The organism is Paenibacillus mesotrionivorans (assembly GCF_046098205.1).
Taxonomy (GTDB): Bacteria; Bacillota; Bacilli; order Paenibacillales; family NBRC-103111; genus Paenibacillus_AR; species Paenibacillus_AR mesotrionivorans.
The window spans coordinates 1-18,319 of record NZ_JBJURJ010000017.1; the positions used below are offsets into that span (position 1 = coordinate 1).

15 protein-coding genes and 1 rRNA gene are annotated in these 18,319 nt (G+C 52.7%); 2 read left to right on the forward strand and 14 right to left on the reverse strand.

The annotated features are described in order from the left end of the window. The 12 genes from ACI1P1_RS22880 to ACI1P1_RS22935 all read right to left on the reverse strand — a co-directional run. Positions 1–72, reverse strand: a 16S ribosomal RNA gene (locus ACI1P1_RS22880); the annotation flags it as partial. Positions 73–431: 359 nt separating this feature from the next. Next, complete coding sequence (locus tag ACI1P1_RS22885) at positions 432–1,274, reverse strand: DUF92 domain-containing protein (protein WP_416218775.1); 843 nt, start codon at positions 1,272–1,274, stop codon at positions 432–434. Next, positions 1,271–2,101, reverse strand: coding sequence for a YdcF family protein (locus ACI1P1_RS22890; protein ID WP_416218776.1), 831 nt, complete (start codon positions 2,099–2,101; stop codon positions 1,271–1,273). Before ACI1P1_RS22890 ends, ACI1P1_RS22885 begins: the two co-directional genes overlap by 4 nt. A 208-nt stretch (positions 2,102–2,309) precedes the next feature. After that, entirely contained in the window at positions 2,310–3,512 is a 1,203-nt protein-coding gene (gene hydF, locus ACI1P1_RS22895; protein ID WP_416218777.1) for a [FeFe] hydrogenase H-cluster maturation GTPase HydF, read from the reverse strand. Between the two features lie 150 nt (positions 3,513–3,662). Beyond that, positions 3,663–5,102, reverse strand: coding sequence for a [FeFe] hydrogenase H-cluster radical SAM maturase HydG (gene hydG, locus ACI1P1_RS22900; RefSeq protein ID WP_416218778.1), 1,440 nt, complete (start codon positions 5,100–5,102; stop codon positions 3,663–3,665). 128 nt (positions 5,103–5,230) lie between these two features. Next, entirely contained in the window at positions 5,231–5,479 is a 249-nt protein-coding gene (locus tag ACI1P1_RS22905; protein ID WP_416218779.1) for a TM1266 family iron-only hydrogenase system putative regulator, read from the reverse strand. A gap of 103 nt (positions 5,480–5,582) precedes the next feature. Further along, on the reverse strand, positions 5,583–7,322 hold the full coding sequence (locus ACI1P1_RS22910) for an NADH-dependent [FeFe] hydrogenase, group A6 (protein WP_416218780.1): 1,740 nt from the start codon (positions 7,320–7,322) through the stop codon (positions 5,583–5,585). A gap of 18 nt (positions 7,323–7,340) precedes the next feature. Then, positions 7,341–9,215 carry an NADH-quinone oxidoreductase subunit NuoF gene (gene nuoF / locus ACI1P1_RS22915; protein ID WP_416218781.1) on the reverse strand — a complete coding sequence of 625 codons (1,875 nt, stop codon included), beginning with the start codon at positions 9,213–9,215 and terminating at the stop codon, positions 7,341–7,343. Between the two features lie 12 nt (positions 9,216–9,227). Further along, positions 9,228–9,722 carry an NADH-quinone oxidoreductase subunit NuoE gene (gene nuoE, locus ACI1P1_RS22920; RefSeq protein ID WP_416218782.1) on the reverse strand — a complete coding sequence of 165 codons (495 nt, stop codon included), beginning with the start codon at positions 9,720–9,722 and terminating at the stop codon, positions 9,228–9,230. Between the two features lie 173 nt (positions 9,723–9,895). Further along, positions 9,896–12,184, reverse strand: a complete 2,289-nt coding sequence (locus tag ACI1P1_RS22925) for a thiamine pyrophosphate-dependent enzyme (RefSeq protein ID WP_416218783.1) — start codon at positions 12,182–12,184, stop codon at positions 9,896–9,898. A gap of 3 nt (positions 12,185–12,187) precedes the next feature. Next, positions 12,188–13,198 carry a 2-oxoacid:acceptor oxidoreductase family protein gene (locus ACI1P1_RS22930; protein WP_416218784.1) on the reverse strand — a complete coding sequence of 337 codons (1,011 nt, stop codon included), beginning with the start codon at positions 13,196–13,198 and terminating at the stop codon, positions 12,188–12,190. Positions 13,199–13,976: 778 nt separating this feature from the next. Further along, positions 13,977–14,756, reverse strand: a complete 780-nt coding sequence (locus ACI1P1_RS22935; RefSeq protein WP_416218785.1) for an MBL fold metallo-hydrolase — start codon at positions 14,754–14,756, stop codon at positions 13,977–13,979. Between the two features lie 165 nt (positions 14,757–14,921). Between ACI1P1_RS22935 and ACI1P1_RS22940 the strand changes: the two genes are divergently transcribed. Further along, entirely contained in the window at positions 14,922–15,725 is an 804-nt protein-coding gene (locus ACI1P1_RS22940; protein ID WP_416218786.1) for a Cof-type HAD-IIB family hydrolase, read from the forward strand. Between the two features lie 8 nt (positions 15,726–15,733). Here ACI1P1_RS22940 and ACI1P1_RS22945 read toward each other — a convergent pair whose 3' ends face one another. Then, positions 15,734–16,174, reverse strand: a complete 441-nt coding sequence (locus ACI1P1_RS22945) for a hypothetical protein (RefSeq protein ID WP_416218787.1) — start codon at positions 16,172–16,174, stop codon at positions 15,734–15,736. A gap of 122 nt (positions 16,175–16,296) precedes the next feature. On the opposite strand from ACI1P1_RS22945, the gene ACI1P1_RS22950 reads away from it, so the two are divergent. Next, positions 16,297–17,484 carry a M20 family metallopeptidase gene (locus tag ACI1P1_RS22950; protein ID WP_416218788.1) on the forward strand — a complete coding sequence of 396 codons (1,188 nt, stop codon included), beginning with the start codon at positions 16,297–16,299 and terminating at the stop codon, positions 17,482–17,484. Here ACI1P1_RS22950 and ACI1P1_RS22955 read toward each other — a convergent pair. After that, entirely contained in the window at positions 17,456–18,217 is a 762-nt protein-coding gene (locus ACI1P1_RS22955) for a YheC/YheD family protein (RefSeq protein ID WP_416218789.1), read from the reverse strand. The two genes, ACI1P1_RS22950 and ACI1P1_RS22955, sit on opposite strands and share 29 nt — an antisense overlap. Positions 18,218–18,319 lie beyond the last annotated feature (102 nt).

Consider the following 18,319-nt stretch of genomic DNA (forward strand, 5'->3'; position numbering starts at 1 on the left):
AACCCGCTCGACTTGCATGTATTAGGCACGCCGCCAGCGTTCGTCCTGAGCCAGGATCAAACTCTCCATAAAAGTGGCCCCGAAGGACCGTTATGTTAGAGCTGATTGCTCAATTGTTCAAACGTTTGGCTTCATTGTTTTGCTGCTCGTTGTTCAGTTTTCAAGGAGCTCTTGTCCAGTGCTCTAAAACTTTATCACATCGACTCTATTAATGCAAGAACTATTTTTTCGATCCTTGCAGCTTTTTGTCGATGCTGCCGTCTGTTTTGGCGGCGAAATCTAATTTATCATGTTTTACACAAGAAAACAAGAGAGCAAAAGTGTCTATTCTGTGACGGCGTTTTACTCATCCAACTGCCATTTCGCCAGCGTTCGCAAGCGCAGTCGTTATTCATCGAGTTATGCGCTCGCCCGGGAAATGAATGATTGGTTCATTTCCCGATAATATGTACCAGATAAAGAAGCAATACCATTATACCCCCGCCGGCGGCTGAGCTGATGATATTCACAGCATCGTTGTTCATCCATCTCCACCCTCGGATCAGAACAGTCCGGCGGGAGCAGTGGCTGTGCCCCTCCACTTCAAGACCGCACTCCGGGCAACGGTAAAGGGCCTGAACACTTGCACCAAGCAGTGAATCCGCATTGGAGGCTAACCAGCCTGCAACCATCGCGGCAGGTATAATCCCCCAGCTATATGCTTCCCCACCAGGCCCCCATGGGACTGTTGTGGAGGATAAACCAGCCAATAGCATACCCAACGCACCAATGAACAGCCCGCCCGCCAGGGAAGCTCCCCAGCCTAACCAGGTGACTGCTCCGGAGGTGCCTTTGCTCACCTGCTTGCCGGTTAAAATGGAACGGGGAAGCCGCCTGCTTAACCCCCCGATTTCGGTAGCCCATGTATCGGCGGTTACGGCGGACATCACACCGAGATAAGCTGCCGACCATACCCACATATCCGGTCTCCAAGCGGACAGTAAGCATAGAAATGCCCCAAGCCCCCCGTTGGCAAACACCTGCCCCGCATCGCGCCGGCCGGATTTTTCATACTTTCGCTCCGCTTGCTCCTTCTTGTGCTTTTTCCACTTGGTCAAGGCCGATGAGGATATAAAGAAGCCGATCATCAGTCCGAACCAAGGCAAACTTCCTAGGGCATACAGCAGTGTACCGACTCCTATAGCTGCAGCAGCACCGGTAAGCGACAGGGATCTTTTCCAATAAGCTGCCGACGTTATCAGCATGCTGCCCGCCAATCCCAAGAGCCAATTCATGACGGATTGCCTTCCAGCTTATTTTCTAATTGCCTGTCGAAAAGAAAGCTATTGATGTATGCAGCTAATTCCCGTGTATATGCTTTGGGAATTGTATATTCCGGCGTCCGGGAGGAATAGCCCGTTACCTGCAAGCCTGCGCGTTTAGCCAGCATTTTGGCACGGAGCATGTGAAAATCATTCGTCACGACTGTAATAGAAGCTGTAGCCGGATCCACTCCCAGCTGCTTCAGAGCCACCTTGCTGAACCGCATATTTTCGGCTGTATCCGTGGAGCGAGCCTCGAGAATAAGACGGCTTTCCGGTATGCCGCGGGCTACCAGATAACGCTTCATGGCCTCCGCCTCAGATAAATCTTCTCCAGGACCTTGACCGCCCGATAAGACGGCACGGGCTTCCGGATACCGGTTCAGATAGTCCAAGCCACGGTCCAGACGGTTCTTGAGGGACAACGAAACGGTTTCTCCTTTGACACGGGCACCCAAAATAAGCAGGTAGTCCGACTTTTGCGGTTCGCTGTTCCGCCCGGTGCTCCAAATGGCTATAAGTAAAACAACGCAGGCTAACCCGCCTATTACCACAGCAGATTGGACAACCCGCAGGAGGATCAGGGCTTTGCCTGTGAGCTTGCGGTTCCGCCAACGGAAAATCCAATATCCCACACCTGCCATAAGGAGTCCGGCAATAACCTGAAGCATGTTCCAAATGTCCCGTTCCCAGCCCCTGGTGAATCCGGTCAGGTAGTAGAGACTATGAGATAAGCCCGCAATAATAACGAGCAAACCGAAAACGCCAAGAACAACGGCTCTGCGGTTTTCGAACTTCATAACAAAGGATCCCCCATTTTGAAATGCGTTAGATTTTTAATGTAATTAATCCTTAATCCCATAAAATAAGATCCGTCTTTCCTGTTCATGTCCTGACCTAACCAGTATAGAAAAACCTGGCGGACTAGGCAACCGGATCCTAGTCCATCAGAAAAAAAGGACGGCAGCCACAAAACAGCTGCACATCCTTTTTGACGTCAAAACACTCTTAATATACAACCTCCGGGCAGGTCCGGTCCAACAATCCCTTCAGATAAGCGCTGACAAGCCCGTAATTGGTAAACGGTACACGCTGGGCCTCGGATTTAGCCATCCGTGCCATCAACTGCTTGCGGCTGAAGGAGCAGGCGTTGCAGTGGAGAACCATTTTGTACGGAGTCAAGTCAGCGGGAAAATCCAGCCCCGAAACCACATCAATCAATAGTGCCCCTCCCGCCTTACGGTGCAGCTGCTCCGGCAGCAGGCTTCGCGAAGTCTCCCCTTGAGTTTCATGGACTTTGCAGGCCTCGGCAATCAGAACCCGGTCCCCGGGCTTCAGCGAGTCTACAGCCTTGGCTCCGTCGATGAGCAACTGCAGATTCCCCTTCTGTCTGGCCAGCAAAAGGGAGAAGGTTGTCACCGTACTGGAGGGCGGCGCAGCCGCGCAGACGGCCTCAAGCAGCTCAGGGTCGGTAATAATGAGCTCCGGCGCCTTGTTCAGATAGCCAAGTGTGGGAACCAGCTCCGTCTCCGTCACACTGAGGGAAGCGGCGCCTTGATCAAGGATATCCCGGATAATCTGGCTGTGAATATTCGGCAGCCTGAAACGCGGAGCCTTCATCTCATCCTCAGTTACCAGCAGCACCAGATCCCGCGGCTTAACCAAATCACCTACGATGGTATTCCGTTCAAACTCAAAAGGAGCCGTCCGCCGGATGGATTGCCTGACCCTGTTAATATTCACCCGATTGGAGGCGCTGATTTTCACCAGTGGTATCTCATCGAATTGCACCCGGATCGGCTCGGCATCCACATAGCGGTCATCAATCCGGTTGATGATGCCCAATACAGGAATATGACGGTTGGCCAATTCCTTGTACCACCGTTTCTCAAGCGTGTAATCTTCATTGGTATCCATAAACATCAGGAGGGCCAGATCTGTCTGGTCCATAACCTCCAGCAGCTTCCGGCTGCGGATTCCTCCCAGCTCGGTATGTTCATTGTCCTCGAAGCCGGCAGTATCGATGAGTACAACGGGACCTACAGGGTCAAGCTCCATCGGATAAAACAAAGGTTCCTGGGTCGTGCCCGGAGAATCGGCAACTGCAGAAGCACTCGCTCCTGCAAGCGCATTCAATAATGTGGACTTGCCGATATTCTTCCGGCCAAACAGGGCAACATGCAGCCGATTGCCTGAGGTCGTTTTACTCATCACTCTCACTCCTCCACTGGGATAAAATAAGCATAGCTACGACAGATTTCGTGAATGTTTTCACATTCAGGAGTGCAAAAATCTGAGGTTTATTGTAAACGGGGCCATTGCGTATGCAGCCAACCGCCCCGTATACCATTTCCAGTTATCCTAAAATCTCAAATCCCGTTCTCCCGCCTCAATGCGCTCCATCCGGGACACAGCCGCTTTTCTGGCCGCTTCCTTGGGGATGCCCTTCAGGCTTTCTTCAATAACACGATTGCCCAGTTCCTTGGCTTCTTCATCACCGTAATCCAGCAGGAACTCCTTAAAGGTCAACAAGGCATTCGGCTCACAGACGTTCTGGATCTGGCCGGATTTGGCCAAACGCATAAACCGGTCACCTGTCCGCCCTTCTCTGTAGCAAGCTGTGCAATAGCTGGGCAGATAGCCGCCTTCACAGAGGCTCTTGACAATTTCCATAGGCGAACGGTGATCGCCGATTTCGAACTGCGGTTTCTCGTCCTGGTTATGCAGCCGGTATTCCTCCACATAACCGCCCACTCCCGTACAGGAGCCGGCACTGATCTGGGACACGCCCAAAGCCAGTACCTCGTCACGGAAGCCCGCTTCCTCTCTTGTGGAAAGAATCATACCTGCGTAAGGTACAGCAAGCCGGAGAACAGCAACAACCTGCTTAAACTCCTCGTCGGACACCAGATGGGGATACGTATCCAGATTGACCCCTTCCGCTGCCCGCATTCTTGGCACTGATACGGTATGCGGCCCCACACCGAAGGATTCCTCCAAGTGTTCGGCATGCATCAGCATGGCGATGGTTTCAAATTTATAGTCATACAGCCCGTACAGAACACCTACACCCACATCATCAATCCCGCCCTGCATCGCACGGTGCATAGCGGTAGTATGCCAGTTGTAGTCATGCTTAGGTCCTTGGGGATGGTGTTTTTCGTAGGTTGGTTTATGGTACGATTCCTGAAATAGAATATAGGTGCCAATCTCGGCATCCCGCAGCTTCTCGTAATCCTCCACTGTAGTGGCGGCAATATTCACATTGATTCTGCGGATGCTTCCATTGTTGACCTTCACGGAATAGATTTTGCGGATACACTCCAGGATGTACTCCATGGAGCAGTTTTTTGGGTCCTCCCCTACTTCCAGGGCAATCCGCTTATGACCCAGCGACTGGAGTACCTCTACTTCCTTCTCCAATTCCTCCATGGTCAACTTGCGCCGTTTGAAGTCGGTGTTGGAATGCTTATAGCCGCAATAATCACAGTTATTGACACAATAATTGCTTACATACAATGGTGCAAAAATAACAATGCGCTTGCCGTAAATTTTTTCTTTGATTTCCTTGGCTGCCGCAAAAATACGGCTCCAGATCCCTTCATCCCTCACATGCAGCAGTACAGCCGCTTCCTGGTGGGTTAATCCCCTACAGCTCCTCGCTTTGTCCAACAGTCCGTTAATGTAGGTGCTGTCGGCTGCCAGTGCCTTCCCCATCTCGATAGCATCCACAATCTCATGATCCCGGATTACCTCATCCGCATGAAAAATCCGCAATTCTTCCGTTTTTACCTCTTCCATGGTAAACCCCTCCCGTCTATAAAGAAACACTCCGCTGCCCTGAAATAATATGGGCTTTTCTCCCGCAAACGCCCTGCGAAAACAATGTGACGGTGGACAATGTGCTAGAGCGTGTTTGCTAACACGGCCTAACGCTTATTCATAACCGACTTGACATTGATGCCTTCAATTTTGCCCAGCTTGCCGGTTAATGAACTGATTTCGTCTGATGTCGCATCCACAACAAGGGTGATGACGGCGGAAATACCGCGTTCTTTATAGGGAAGGCCCATTCTGCCGATAATGACGTCCATGCTGTCATGCAGAATAGCATTGACCTTGGCAACCCCATCAAATTCCTGAACAATGATATTTATGACACCGATTCTCTTGCTCATGCAAGATTTCCCCCTCATGCTTAGACTCATCCTTGCAATTAGGTATAGACTTATCCGCCGGCCCCGGAACACTCCAGGACCGGCCGATGGTTAGTTCATTATCTTAATGCTTAGCCCGCTTCACATAATGCGTGTGCAGCAGCTCATGGGCAAGATGTCCATTGGGTTTGCCCAGGAATTCGGAGTACAGCATTTGGATATACGGATTCTTATGGGACTTGCGGAATTGCAGGGATTGATCCTCTTCATAGATTGCCTTGGCCCGCTCTTGTTTTACATTAACAGCTGTTTGGGTCTTGGCATTCACGATAGGCTGTCCGCCGCCGGTGACACATCCGCCGGGGCAAGCCATCACCTCGATGAAGTCATAATGCTTCTCGCCGGATTGGATCAGCTCCATGACCTGGCGGGCATTGCCCAAGCCGTGGATAACCGCGGTTTTGATCTTCTTGCCGTTGGGCAGCTCCAGCTCATTCTCCTTAATACCGTCCAGACCGCGGACTGCGGAATATTCTATGGCGTCCAGGTCCTTGCCGGCCAGAACTTCATATACCGTCCGCAGAGCCGCTTCCGCCACACCGCCGGTTGCTCCGAAAATAGCGCCTGCGCCGGAGCCGAGACCCAACGGGTTATCGAAGGTATCCCCGGTCAGATTGCGGAAGTCGATGCCCGCTTCCTTGATCATTTGGGCCAGCTCCCGGGTGGTGAGGACATAGTCCACATCCTGGAGACCCTCATTGGACAGCTCCTCGCGTTCGCCTTCGAACTTCTTGGCGGTACAAGGCATGATGGATACGTTGACGATCGACTTGGGATCAACGCCTTCCTTTTGGGCAAAGTAGGACTTGATCATCGCCCCTTCCATTTGGTGGGGGGATTTGCAGGTGGAGAGATTATCCAGCATATCCGGGAAATTATGCTCCATGAATTTCACCCAGCCCGGACAGCAGGAGGTCATCAAAGGCAGATTTTCGCCGGAGGTCAGCCGGGAGATCAGCTCGGTTCCTTCTTCCATGATGGTCAGGTCGGCGGCGAAGTTGGTGTCGAACACCTTGTCGAAGCCCAGCTTGCGCAGAGCAGCTACCATTTTGCCGGTGACACGGGTACCCATAGGATAGCCGAACTCCTCGCCCAAGGCTACACGGATGGCAGGAGCAGCCTGCACCACCACATATTTGGTCGGGTCGGACAGAGCCTTCCACACATCATGGGTGTTATCGCGTTCGGTCAGCGCACCTACCGGACAGGCGGAGATACATTGTCCGCAATTGACACAGCTGGTTTCCCCGATGGGGCGGTCATATGCAGTAGTCACCTTGGTTTCAAAACCGCGGTGTGCAAAGCCAATGGCATGGACGGTTTGGATATTGCTGCAGGCACCGATACAGCGTCCGCAGAGGATACACTTCTCGGAATCCCGTACGATGGATGCAGAGGAATGGTCGATGCCGGTTTTGGACTTGGCTCCCTGGAAGCGGATCGTACGGACGTTCAAATCCTTGGAAACGGATTGCAGTTCACAGGATTCACTGCGGTTGCAAGTGGTACACTCCCGGTTGTGGTCGGAGAGCAGGAGCTCCACAACGGTTCTGCGGGCGTCCCGTACCTTCTTGGTATTGGTTTGGATTTTCATGTTGGGCTCAGCCTTCAGTGTACAGGACGCGATCAGGCGGGGACCCACCTCCACTACGCAAACGCGGCAGCTGGAGGATTCGCAAACGCCCTTCAAGTGGCAAAGGGTCGGAATTTCAATTCCCACATCACGCGCTGCTTCCAGCACGGTTGTGCCTTTGTCCACTTCCATCTCGATGCCGTCTATTGTAAGTTTAACTTTTTCCACCATAGTCACCTCTTCCCTTCCTTATCCTCTCAAGATGGCTTTGAACTTACAGGAATCGAAGCACAATCCGCACTTGATACATACGGATGCATCCAGCAGATACGGCTCCTTCACCTTGCCGGAAATGGCATTCACCGGACATTTTCTGGCACAGAGGCTGCAGCCTTTGCACAGGTCGGGATCGATGGAGTAAGTCAAAAGATCCTTGCAGACGCCGGAAGGACACTTGTGATCCACTACGTGAGCCAGATACTCATTGCGGAAGAACTTCAATGTGGAAATAACCGGGTTAGGAGCGGTGCCGCCTAAAGCGCACAAGGATGCGTTCTTGATATTCTCGGAGAGGTCCTCAAGAATTTCCAGATCATCGGCTGTGCCTTTACCTTGTGTGATGTTCTCCAGAATTTCCAGCAGACGTTTGGTGCCTACACGGCAGGGGGTACACTTGCCGCAGGATTCATCCCGGGTAAAGTCCAGATAGAAGCGGGCCACGTCCACCATACAGTTGTCTTCGTCCATGATAATCATGCCGCCGGAGCCCATCATGGAACCCAAACTGTTCAGATTATCAAAGTCAATGCTGCAATCCAGATGCTCTTCGGTCAAACATCCGCCCGAAGGTCCGCCGGTTTGGACTGCCTTGAATTTTTTGCCGTTGGGAATGCCGCCGCCGATTTCGAAGATAACCTCGCGCAGGGTGATGCCCATAGGAACCTCAACAAGACCGGTGTTGACAATTTTGCCGCCCAGAGCGAATACCTTGGTGCCCTTGGACTTTTCGGTGCCGATACTGGAATACCATTCGGCGCCCTTCAGAATAATCATCGGGATGTTGGCGTAGGTTTCCACGTTATTGATAACGGAAGGTTTCTTCCACAGACCCTCTACCGCCGGGAACGGAGGCTTCGGATTGGGCATGCCGCGTTTGCCTTCGATGGAGTTCATCAGGGCCGTTTCTTCACCGCACACGAATGCGCCTGCGCCAAGACGGACTTCAATGTCAAAGTCAAAGCCGGTTCCAAACAAATCCTTGCCGAGCAAGCCGTGCTTCCGTGCTTCATGAATCGCTACGAACAGGCGTTGTACAGCAATGGGATATTCGGCACGAACATAGATAAAGCCTTGGTTGGCGCCGATGGCGTAACCGCCGATAGCCATAGCCTCCAGCACGCTGTGGGGGTCACCCTCCAGAATGGAGCGGTCCATAAATGCGCCAGGGTCGCCTTCGTCGGCGTTACAGATCATATACTTTTGTTCGTTGACCTGCTTGGCTGCAAATTCCCATTTCATCCCGGTGGAGAAGCCGCCGCCCCCACGGCCACGCAGGCCGGATTGCTTCATGGTGGCAATAACTTCCTCAGGCGTCATCGTTGCCAGCACCTTGTGCAGCGCTTTATAACCGTCACGGGCAATATATTCCTCAATCTTCTCGGGATCAATAACACCGCAGTTGCGAAGTGCGATCCGCATTTGCTTTTTGAAGAAGTTGACGTCGTTCAGCGGCTTGATGCTGCCGTCCTTCTCCAGAGCTTCCTTATACACCAGACGCTTCAGCACGTTGCCCTTCAGCAGATGCTCCTCCACCAGCTCGGGAACATCCTTGGTTTCCACACGGGCGTAGAAGGCGCCTTCGGGATATACGATCACAACCGGGCCCAGCTCACAGAGGCCGAAGCAGCCGGTACGGACGATTTCGATTTCATTCTCAATGCCGTGGTTCTTCAATTCCTGCTCAATCGCATGCAGAATCGGCATGGAGTCGGAAGAGGTACAGCCTGTGCCGCCGCAGATCATAACGCTCTTACGGGTAACGCTGGAACCGCCGTTTTCCTGACGCTGGACGACCCGGGCGATCGTATTGTCACGGATAAGCTCCAGTTCTTGAATGGATTTCATACGATTCCCTCCTTATTTGTAATCCTTGAGAATTTTTGGGACGTCAACAGCGGAAACCTTGCCGTATACCTTTTCACCGATGGTCAAAACAGGGGCAAGGCCGCAAGCCCCCAGACAGCGGGTAGCCTCCAGAGTGAACTTGCCGTCTTCAGTGGTTTTGTTAACCTCCACCTTGAGCTCCTTGGCGAAGGTATCCACGATGGCTTGGGCACCCTTAATGTAGCAGGCAGTCCCCATGCAGATGCGGATAATGTGCTCACCCTTCGGCTCCAGCGAGAAAAAGTGGTAAAAGGAAGCAACTCCGAAAATTTCGGAAAGCGGAATATTCAATTCCTCGGATACAATCTCCAGAACATGCTCCGGCAGGTAACCGTAGGAATCCTGCACCTCATGCAGCACCGGGATCAAAGCGCCCTTCATAGGCTTGAAGGTTTCAATCGTCTGCCTGATTTTCTCTAACCGCTCGTCGGCAACCGCAGCACCGCCGCAACAGCATTTATCCTCCATAGTCGATCCTCCTAAATGTTATCTTCTAAGTAAGTCAACCCTAGTTTTGTTATTGTAAGCGTATAGATAAGCCTGTGGTAAAGCGGCCCTCTTCCCGCCTGTTGCAATGAAAACCCCACAGGGACCGGCCGCGGCAATCTCTTGCTGCCGGTCCCTGGTTGGGGGGAATTGTTTTACAAGAGCGGATTTTCGTGCTTCGCCTTCAGGCGCTGCCATCTGCGCTCCACTTCAGTTTCGAACTCAGCCAGCAATTCCTCTTCCTTGGCCAGATGCTTGGACTTGCCCATGGACTTCAGCCACTCCAACACCGGCACCTTGCTTCCCTTGGCTTCGGGATCATAGGTAATGTTGGTTACGCCGTTTTCGATCTCATACAGCGGGAAGAAGCAGGAGTCCACTGCAGTTTTGACGATCTTTTGTCCCAGGCGGTCTTCTGTCTTCCAGTTCAGCGGGCAAGTGATCAGAATCTTGCCGTAGGCGCAGCCCACATTCTGAGCGTACCAGTGAGCCTTGGCAGCCTTCTGGATCAGATCCATCGGGTAAGCCTCGGAGCCGGTGAAGACGTACGGAATGTTACAAGCGGCCATGATCTGCGGAGTATCCTTATGGTGGTAGCCCTTGCCCTTCTGCGCCTTGCCTACACCGGAGGTGGAGGTCATATGGCCCAGCGGTGTGGAATAGGACAATTGGGAGCCGGTGTTCATGTAGCCTTCGTTGTCATACTCCAGCATAATCATCTTGTGATTCCGCAGTGCTGCACCGATGGCGGCGCCCATACCGATGTCCATGCCGCCGTCGCCGGTCACCATAACAAAGGTAATGTCGTCGGAGATGTTCACTTCGCCGCGGCGCTTCAGCTCCAGGAAGCCTTCCACCATACCGGCAACGGTAGCACCGCCATTTTGGAACAGATTGTGCACGAAGGATTGCTTATGGGAAGTGTACGGATACGATGTGGTCACTACATAGGCACAACCGGTTTGGAACAGGGCTACGATATCGCCCTCGATGCCCTTGAAGAACAGCTCCAATGCAGGCAGTACGCCGCAGCCGGGGCATGCACCGTGTCCAGGTGCAAACCGCTTCGGCTTCTTGGTCAGGCTGCGCAGAGGCGGAACCTTAGCCTTCACCTTACCGGTGGCTTCATCTACCGTAACCGAAATCAGGCCGGTATTGTAGGACTCTCCGTGCAAAGGCTCGATGACGATTTGCTCGGCAGCGTGGCCTTTGACACCCGGGTTATGACCGAAATAATCGAAGGGTTTCTCGGCATATCCTTTATTGGCGGCGTCGATGGCAAGCTTGAAGAATTCTTCTGCATCCTCACCATAGAAGTCCTTGCCGCCCAGGCCGAAAACCCGGCTCAGGATGATGGTCTTGTTGTCGGGGTCAATTTGCAAGGCGGAACGGACCTCGTGAGTCATATTGCCGCCTTGAGCTCCATAAGAGTCAGCGCGTTCGCCAACCAGGAGGGCCTTCACATTCTTCAAAGCCTTGCGGAGCTGCTCAGCCGGGAACGGACGGATGATGTTGGGACGAATTACCCCTGCCTTGATGCCTTGAGCACGGAGTTTATCCACTACATCCTTGGCAGCTTCGCCGGCGGAATTGAGCAGGAACAATGCCACCTCGGCATCCTCCATACCGTACATGTCAAGAGTCGGATACTCGCGGCCGGATAATGCGGCATATTCGGTTTGCAGCTGTTCGTATACCTCGCCAGCCTTATATAGTGCCTCGGATTGCTGGAAGTGGTTATTAATGAGGTCGTCGCCGTTCATATGCGCGCCGATGGAAACCGGGTTGCGCGGATCGCTTACATCAGCGAATTGAGTTGGGCGTTCCCCTACATAAGCCTGAACCACCTTGCGGTCCTTGAAGAGACTGACCTTTTTCTTTTGGTGAGAGGTGAAGAAGCCGTCATAAGCCACAATTACCGGCAGGCGGACTTCGGAGTGCTCAGCCAGGCGCAGCGCCATGATGTTCATATCGTATACAGCCTGAGGTGTGGAGGCAGTCAGAACGATCCAGCCTGTGTTCAGGGTGTAGTACAAGTCGGAGTGGTCGCCGCGGATATCCAGCGGTCCGCTGACGGCACGGCACACCAGGTTCAGCACCATGGGGAAGCGGGTACCGGCTTGGTTCGGCAGCTGCTCCAGCATGTAAAGAAGACCTTGGGAGCTGGTTGCGTTCAGAACCCGTGCTCCGGCTACAGCAGCGCCGTAGCAGATACCGGCTGCGCCATGCTCGCCGTCACCTGCGATGAGCTGGATGTCATGCTCTCCGCGGGTTTTCATTTGATCCAGATATTGGGCAACTTCAGTGGAAGGCGTAATCGGGAAATATCCCATAATATGATAATTGATTTGTGCGGCGGCAGTGGCCGCCATTTCGTTGCCGGACTCAAAGGTGGTAATCTGCTCGGCGGCAGAATGCTTCAGTTCATTCTCCAGAATAGCCATTACTCAAGCTCCTCCCAGTACGAAATTAAAACGGGATGGCACACGGTGCGCTTCGGCATAGCCTACTTCTTCACGGAGATCCTGCAGAGCACCTGTCGGGCAAGCATCCACACATTTCAGACAGCCCTTGCAATATTGGTAATCGATTCCCTTCAGAACCATTTGCATAATGCCGCGTTTGTTGGGCTCTTCCTCCCAAACGAAGCACATGTCGCCGCACACGACATCACATTGGGCGCAGCTGATGCACTTCTCGGCATTAAACTCGGGGATAAAGCCTTGCCGGGAGCCGCTCATGTCTTTCAGAACAGTATTGGCTTGAGCCAGAATCACACCGCCCAGAGGCTGGGACTCATAACCGTACACGGTGACGGCCCGCTTGAAGGCTTTGCCTACCGCATCTGCCGGAACCTCATAGGTCTTGAACTTCACTTCATTGTAACCGCGGTCGAAGGTGCGGATGTTCGGCTCCACCAGATGGGGGTACTTCTTGCCGAACGTACTGCGGATGGTATTGCGCATGTCCTCCGGATCGAGGAAGTCGCAAATCCGGTACAAGGCGCCCAGCATGGACGTATTGACCTTGGTCTTCTCTTCTACGGCAATGCCCATGGCGTCAACAACAGCCAGTGTGCCGTATTCCAGCTTCAGATCCTTGCGAACTTCGTCAAAATCACGTGTGGAGTTCACCAGCACGATGCCGTCGGCAGGCAGACCGCTTACGACGTTGACGGTTTTGTAGAGCTCCTCATGGAAAATACCGATAACATGCGGCACCTCAATGGGGCTATGGTCCCGAATCTCCACTTCCGGTTCCGTAAAACGGACGAAGGTTTTGATGGGCGAACCCTTCTTCTCGGAACCGTACGAGGAAAAGTTGGAGCCGTTAAGGCCCATTCCCAGTACTCCGGCTTCGGCGAGCATCTTGCCTGCAAGGTTGGCGCCAAGGCCGCCGATGGATTCGAGACGGATCTCAAAAAATCCAAGCTCATTTTTCTTAGGTAAGGTAGACATCTGGTTCCCTCCTATTTATTAATAACAGCCGACAAGACCCGGATGTAAAAAAGGCTTGAATGAGATCGTCCGTCCGCTGGTATTGGAATGCGTTGCTGCGGCATGCACTGTTTCATTATTCCGAATAGCTGTAATACCGCTTTCATAAGGGCATTAAGTACACAACCTTTAGCGGTGAGAGGCTTGAACATCGGTCAAAACATCATCATTTCGACAAAAAGTCTACACAAATCTTCCACATTCCTGTTTTCAATTCCTATTATAAGATCCAATAGTGAATCATTTCACAAGAAATTTGACAATCTGTTGAACTGCCCCAAAAACCTGTTATATTGGTGAAAAATATATGGATTTAGAGAATCGTTCTCAGTTATAATTGAATACTTTATGAATCCGGATAATGATTCTCAATGATAACGCATTCATTTTTGGACATAAACTAGACACAAATTCATAATTTCGTTTTTCCGGATAACAAAAAAGAACTCCAGATTGGAGTTCCTTTAGGCGCCGATGTTATTCGGACTGAGGAGCCGTTATTTTGCGAAAATACGCACTTCTGATGATTTCGCGGACACACGGTACGTTATTTCCCCGCCATCCCGTCCCAACTGGCTTTTTTCCGGTGTATAACGGATCCTGGGTCCGTCCAGCTAAAAAAGCAGTGTTTTAGCGCTAATTAACGGATCCTGGGTCCCGCTTGGGTAACCGGGTGGGTCAACCGCACCTGCAGGCCGACTCTTCCGGTTCAACTTTACGTAAGACGCAGCCTCTTTTCCTACAAGAAAAGCTCAAGGCCGCTCCAAGCAAGCCTGATTCCCTCCGGCAGCTCCGGCAGGTTGTTCAAATCAATATCATGAGACATATGGGTGAACCAGGTTTCCTCCGGCGCCAGCTCTGCCACCAGCTCGCAGGCCTCTTCCATATCGTAAACCGACCGGGTATGGAACTCCGCTTCTTCCTTATAAAAGCTGGTGCCCAGAATCAGCAGCTGCAACTCCTGCATATGCCGCTTCTCGGCCTCTCCTAATGCTATGGAGTCGGGACAATACACCCAGGCGATATCCCCCTGCTGGAACCGATAGGCATAGGAATAGCCGTTTTTACCGTGGTTGACCCTAAACGGAGTAACGCTCCACCCTAACATCTCCATCCCGGATTCCACCTCCACAAAACGGAGCCTGCCCTCCACCCAGGGGAACTGGCGTCTGATGATGGCCAACACCTCTTGCGGTGCATACAGGTCAGGCTGCACGTCTGTCCACCGGCATAAATCCGCCAGCTCCGGAAGTCCTCCGATATGATCGAAGTGGGCATGGGTGATCAGAACATTGCCTACCATCCGCTGGCCACGTGCCTCCATCTGCCCCCGCCAATCGGGACCGCAGTCCACCAACAGCTCCTCTGACCCTCTCCGCAACAGAATAGAGGAACGCAATCTTCTATTATGGCCGGTGGTCCGAGCCTCACTGCAAACCCCACAGCTGCAATAGACCCGAGGCACTCCCATGGAATCCCCCGTACCCAAAAACCGAATGGATGTTTTGACATTGTGCATGATGCAACCTCCAAGGATGGCAAACGTCCGCAACCGTCAGCCAGTCCATGCCACAATGGCAACGAAGCCAATGAAGGCGTTCGCAGGCTGACGAACAGTTGTGTTTACGTTATAATGAATCGGTAGACCAGAGAGTCAGAGAAACCTGCTAAGGAGTGTTTTCCCATGTACAAGCTGATTGCTGTTGATTTGGATGATACTTTATTGAACGATCAATTGGATATTACGGAAGGAACCCGCAGCGCCATCTATGCCGCCATGGAGCGGGGCGCTGTGTTTACCATTGCTACAGGACGGATGTTCGCCTCCGCCCGCAAGATTGCCGCCAAGCTGGGGCTGGAGGTGCCGCTGATTACTTATCAGGGAGCCCTGGTGAAGCATGCCTCCGACGGAACGGTCATCTATGAGCGGAACGTTCCGCCCGAGGTCGTCCGTTATGTATTCGAGTACGCTGCGAAGAACGGCCTTCATCTTCAGGCTTATCACAACGATACCTTGTTGGCCAAGGAAGAAAATGAACGGTTGAAAGGCTACGCCAAGCTGAACAATATTGCGTATGAAATCGAACCTGACTTCGACCGGCTGGCCGAAAAAACCGCCCCCAAGCTATTGATGATCGATGAACCGGAGGTTCTGGACCGCGTGCTGGTGGAGCTGAAGGCGGCCGTCGGCGACAAGGCGCATATCACCAAGTCCAAACCCCACTTTCTGGAGATCATGCATCCGGAAGGAACCAAGGGCCATGCGTTGACCCGTTTGGCGGAGCACTACGGCATCAAGCAGGAGGAAACCATCGGGATCGGCGACAGCTGGAACGATCATGAGCTGGTGGAGCAAGCCGGGTTGGGTGTGGCGATGGAAAATGCTGTTGACTCATTAAAGCAGGTGGCAGACTATGTGACGCGGAGCAATAATGACGAAGGCGTACGCCATGTTATCGAAAAGTTCGTGCTGGAAGACCAAAATTAACTGGTGGCTTATTTCAGCCTTCCGTCTGTAGCGGAATTGTAATACCGGAGCCAGTCGATAAAATGGTACATCTTCAGAATGTAGTCCGCGGCACAGGCCGACAGGTCATAAGGCCGGACCAGCTCATCTATGGACTGCTCCAGATCCCAGGACAGTTTGTACAGCTGCTTCAGGAAGTCCTCTTCAGTCCTGGGCTTGTACAGGTCGGTTCCGTGAGAAAGTTCAGCATTCTCAAGAATGAAGCCTTTATAGTATGGCAGAATATTCACATATGTGCCATGGTCGCGGTAGCATAGGCCCGTGTACTCATAGGGCAGCCAGAACAGGTGATTTTCCTTGTCCGGGAGCATGACGGTATAAGCGAGGTTTACGTTCAGCGCCACCGGATACGGGGCATTCTGAATGGAGCCGCGCCGTATATGCTCCCATATATTTTCCAAAAAGCTCATATTGCACCTTCCGATCAAAAGTATGACATCATCCGTTTATAGCATAAGGGGTACATAAGCCAGAATCAAGCGCAAGCGCCGGAAGATTCAACATTTTTGGGGACTAAGGAGTGATTTTGTTTATGAAGAAACACATTTTTGACACCATTGACCGCATGTCTCCCGTTTTGAAGGAAACCTCCTTATTTATCGGGAATCATCCGGAGCTGGGTCACGAGGAATTCCAGGCAGCGGAGAAGCTTACTGCGCTTTTGGGTGAGCTGGGGTTTGATGTGGAGCGCGGAGTGCTGGATATCCCCACCTCCTTTATCGCCCGGTATACCTCACCGAAGCCGGGACCTGTGATTGCCTTCCTGGCGGAATACGATGCCCTGCCGGATATCGGCCACGCCTGCGGCCACCATCTGATCTGCACCATGGCCATCGCGGCCGCCGCCGGGCTCAAAGCGGTTATTGATGAAACCGGTGGGGAAATCCGGGTGTACGGTACCCCCGCGGAGGAGACCAAAGGGGCCAAGGTGCCCATGTCCAAGGCCGGATTGTTCGATGATGTGGATGCTGCGCTGATGGCTCACCCTTACCACACCTATGAGCATTCCGGCACCTCCTTGGCCATGGATGCGGTGCAATTCGAATATTTCGGCAAAACCGCCCATGCTGCCGCTAATCCTTACGAGGGTATCAATGCACTGGATGCCGTTCTTCTGCTGTTCAACTCCATCAATGCGCTGCGCCAGCAGCTGGAGAGCCATGTCCGTATCCATGGCATCATCACGGAAGGCGGAACGGCGGCAAACATCATTCCCGAATATGCCGTCGCCCAATTTTATGTCCGGGCGGGTAACCGGCCCTATACCGATGAAACCGTCCGCAAGGTCATCCGGTGCGCCGAAGGGGCTGCTCTCCAGACGGGAGCCAAGCTCAAGGTTACCAATTATGAGTTTTCGTATGATGAACTGTTGACCAACAAAGAGCTGTCTGAGACCTACACCAGGAATCTCACAGCATTAGGCATCGATCCCGGAGCAATCGAAACAGGCAAGGATCATGGTTCCCTTGATTTAGGGAATGTTTCCCGCCGCTGCCCTGCTATCCATCCTTATGTGAAGGTCATTGATGAGAAGCACCTGCTGCATACGGTGGAATTCCGTGATCTTGCTTTGGAGGACAGAGCCCTGGAAGGGATGCTGTTCGGTGCCAAAGCCCTGGCCGCCACCGCCTATGACGTGTTGACGGTTCCTGGTCTCTCGGACAGCATCCGCCAAAGCTTCCGGGCCTCCGTCAGGAAAGAGGCAGACGGATCGTCTTAATGATTGCGCCGATGCGGTTATAAAGCATCGGATCCTCATGGTCGCGGAACAGCTTGTATTGGGGGCGGGTATTGGCTTCGATGAGCCACAGCTTCAGGTTCTCGTCGATGCCGATATCCAGCCCCAATTCAGCGACCAAGGGAAATCTCCTCTGCATGGCAGCGGCAATTTGCCGGGAAAGCTGCTCCAGCCTCTTCTCCAGCTCCTGAATGCCCTCCTCCTGCAATTCCTTGCTTTCCTTCATAGCTCCGGAAAACGTAAGTGAGCTGCCCCCGCGGCAGTGGTTGGTTACAATTTGATCCCGGACCGCCAGCTTCCCCATCACGCCCATATAACGCCAGGTCTTGCCCGGCCTGAGCAATAAAGTCCGGAAGTCGATGGGCCTGTCATCAATCCGGATCAGGGAAACTCCCTGCTGCACGATATATTCCTTCTGCCCGAGATATCCCTTGACTGTATGGTAGACCTGCGGGAGTTCCGCAACCGTACGGGTTTCGGTTGTCTGGATTTCCGTTTGCCCTTCCTCCAAAACCGATATTTTGACCACTCCTCTGCCTCCACCGCCACAGCTGGGCTTCACGAAAACAACAGGATAGCGGTTTAAAAAATCAAGCAGAGTCTCTTCCTTCAAGACTGCAGTGTCAGGCAAAAACTCCCGTAGAGCAGGGTCGCGGGCCAGCACTAGATGCTTTTGCCATTTGCTCCAAGGGTATTTCCGTGACAATAAACTCATGGATGCTGCCTCCATTTCAAGTGTGACCTACCGCCTGGTTCATAGTATGCGTTCACCTAACAGGTGGTATGGTCACCTGTCCCGTGGCCCCTGGGATGGATG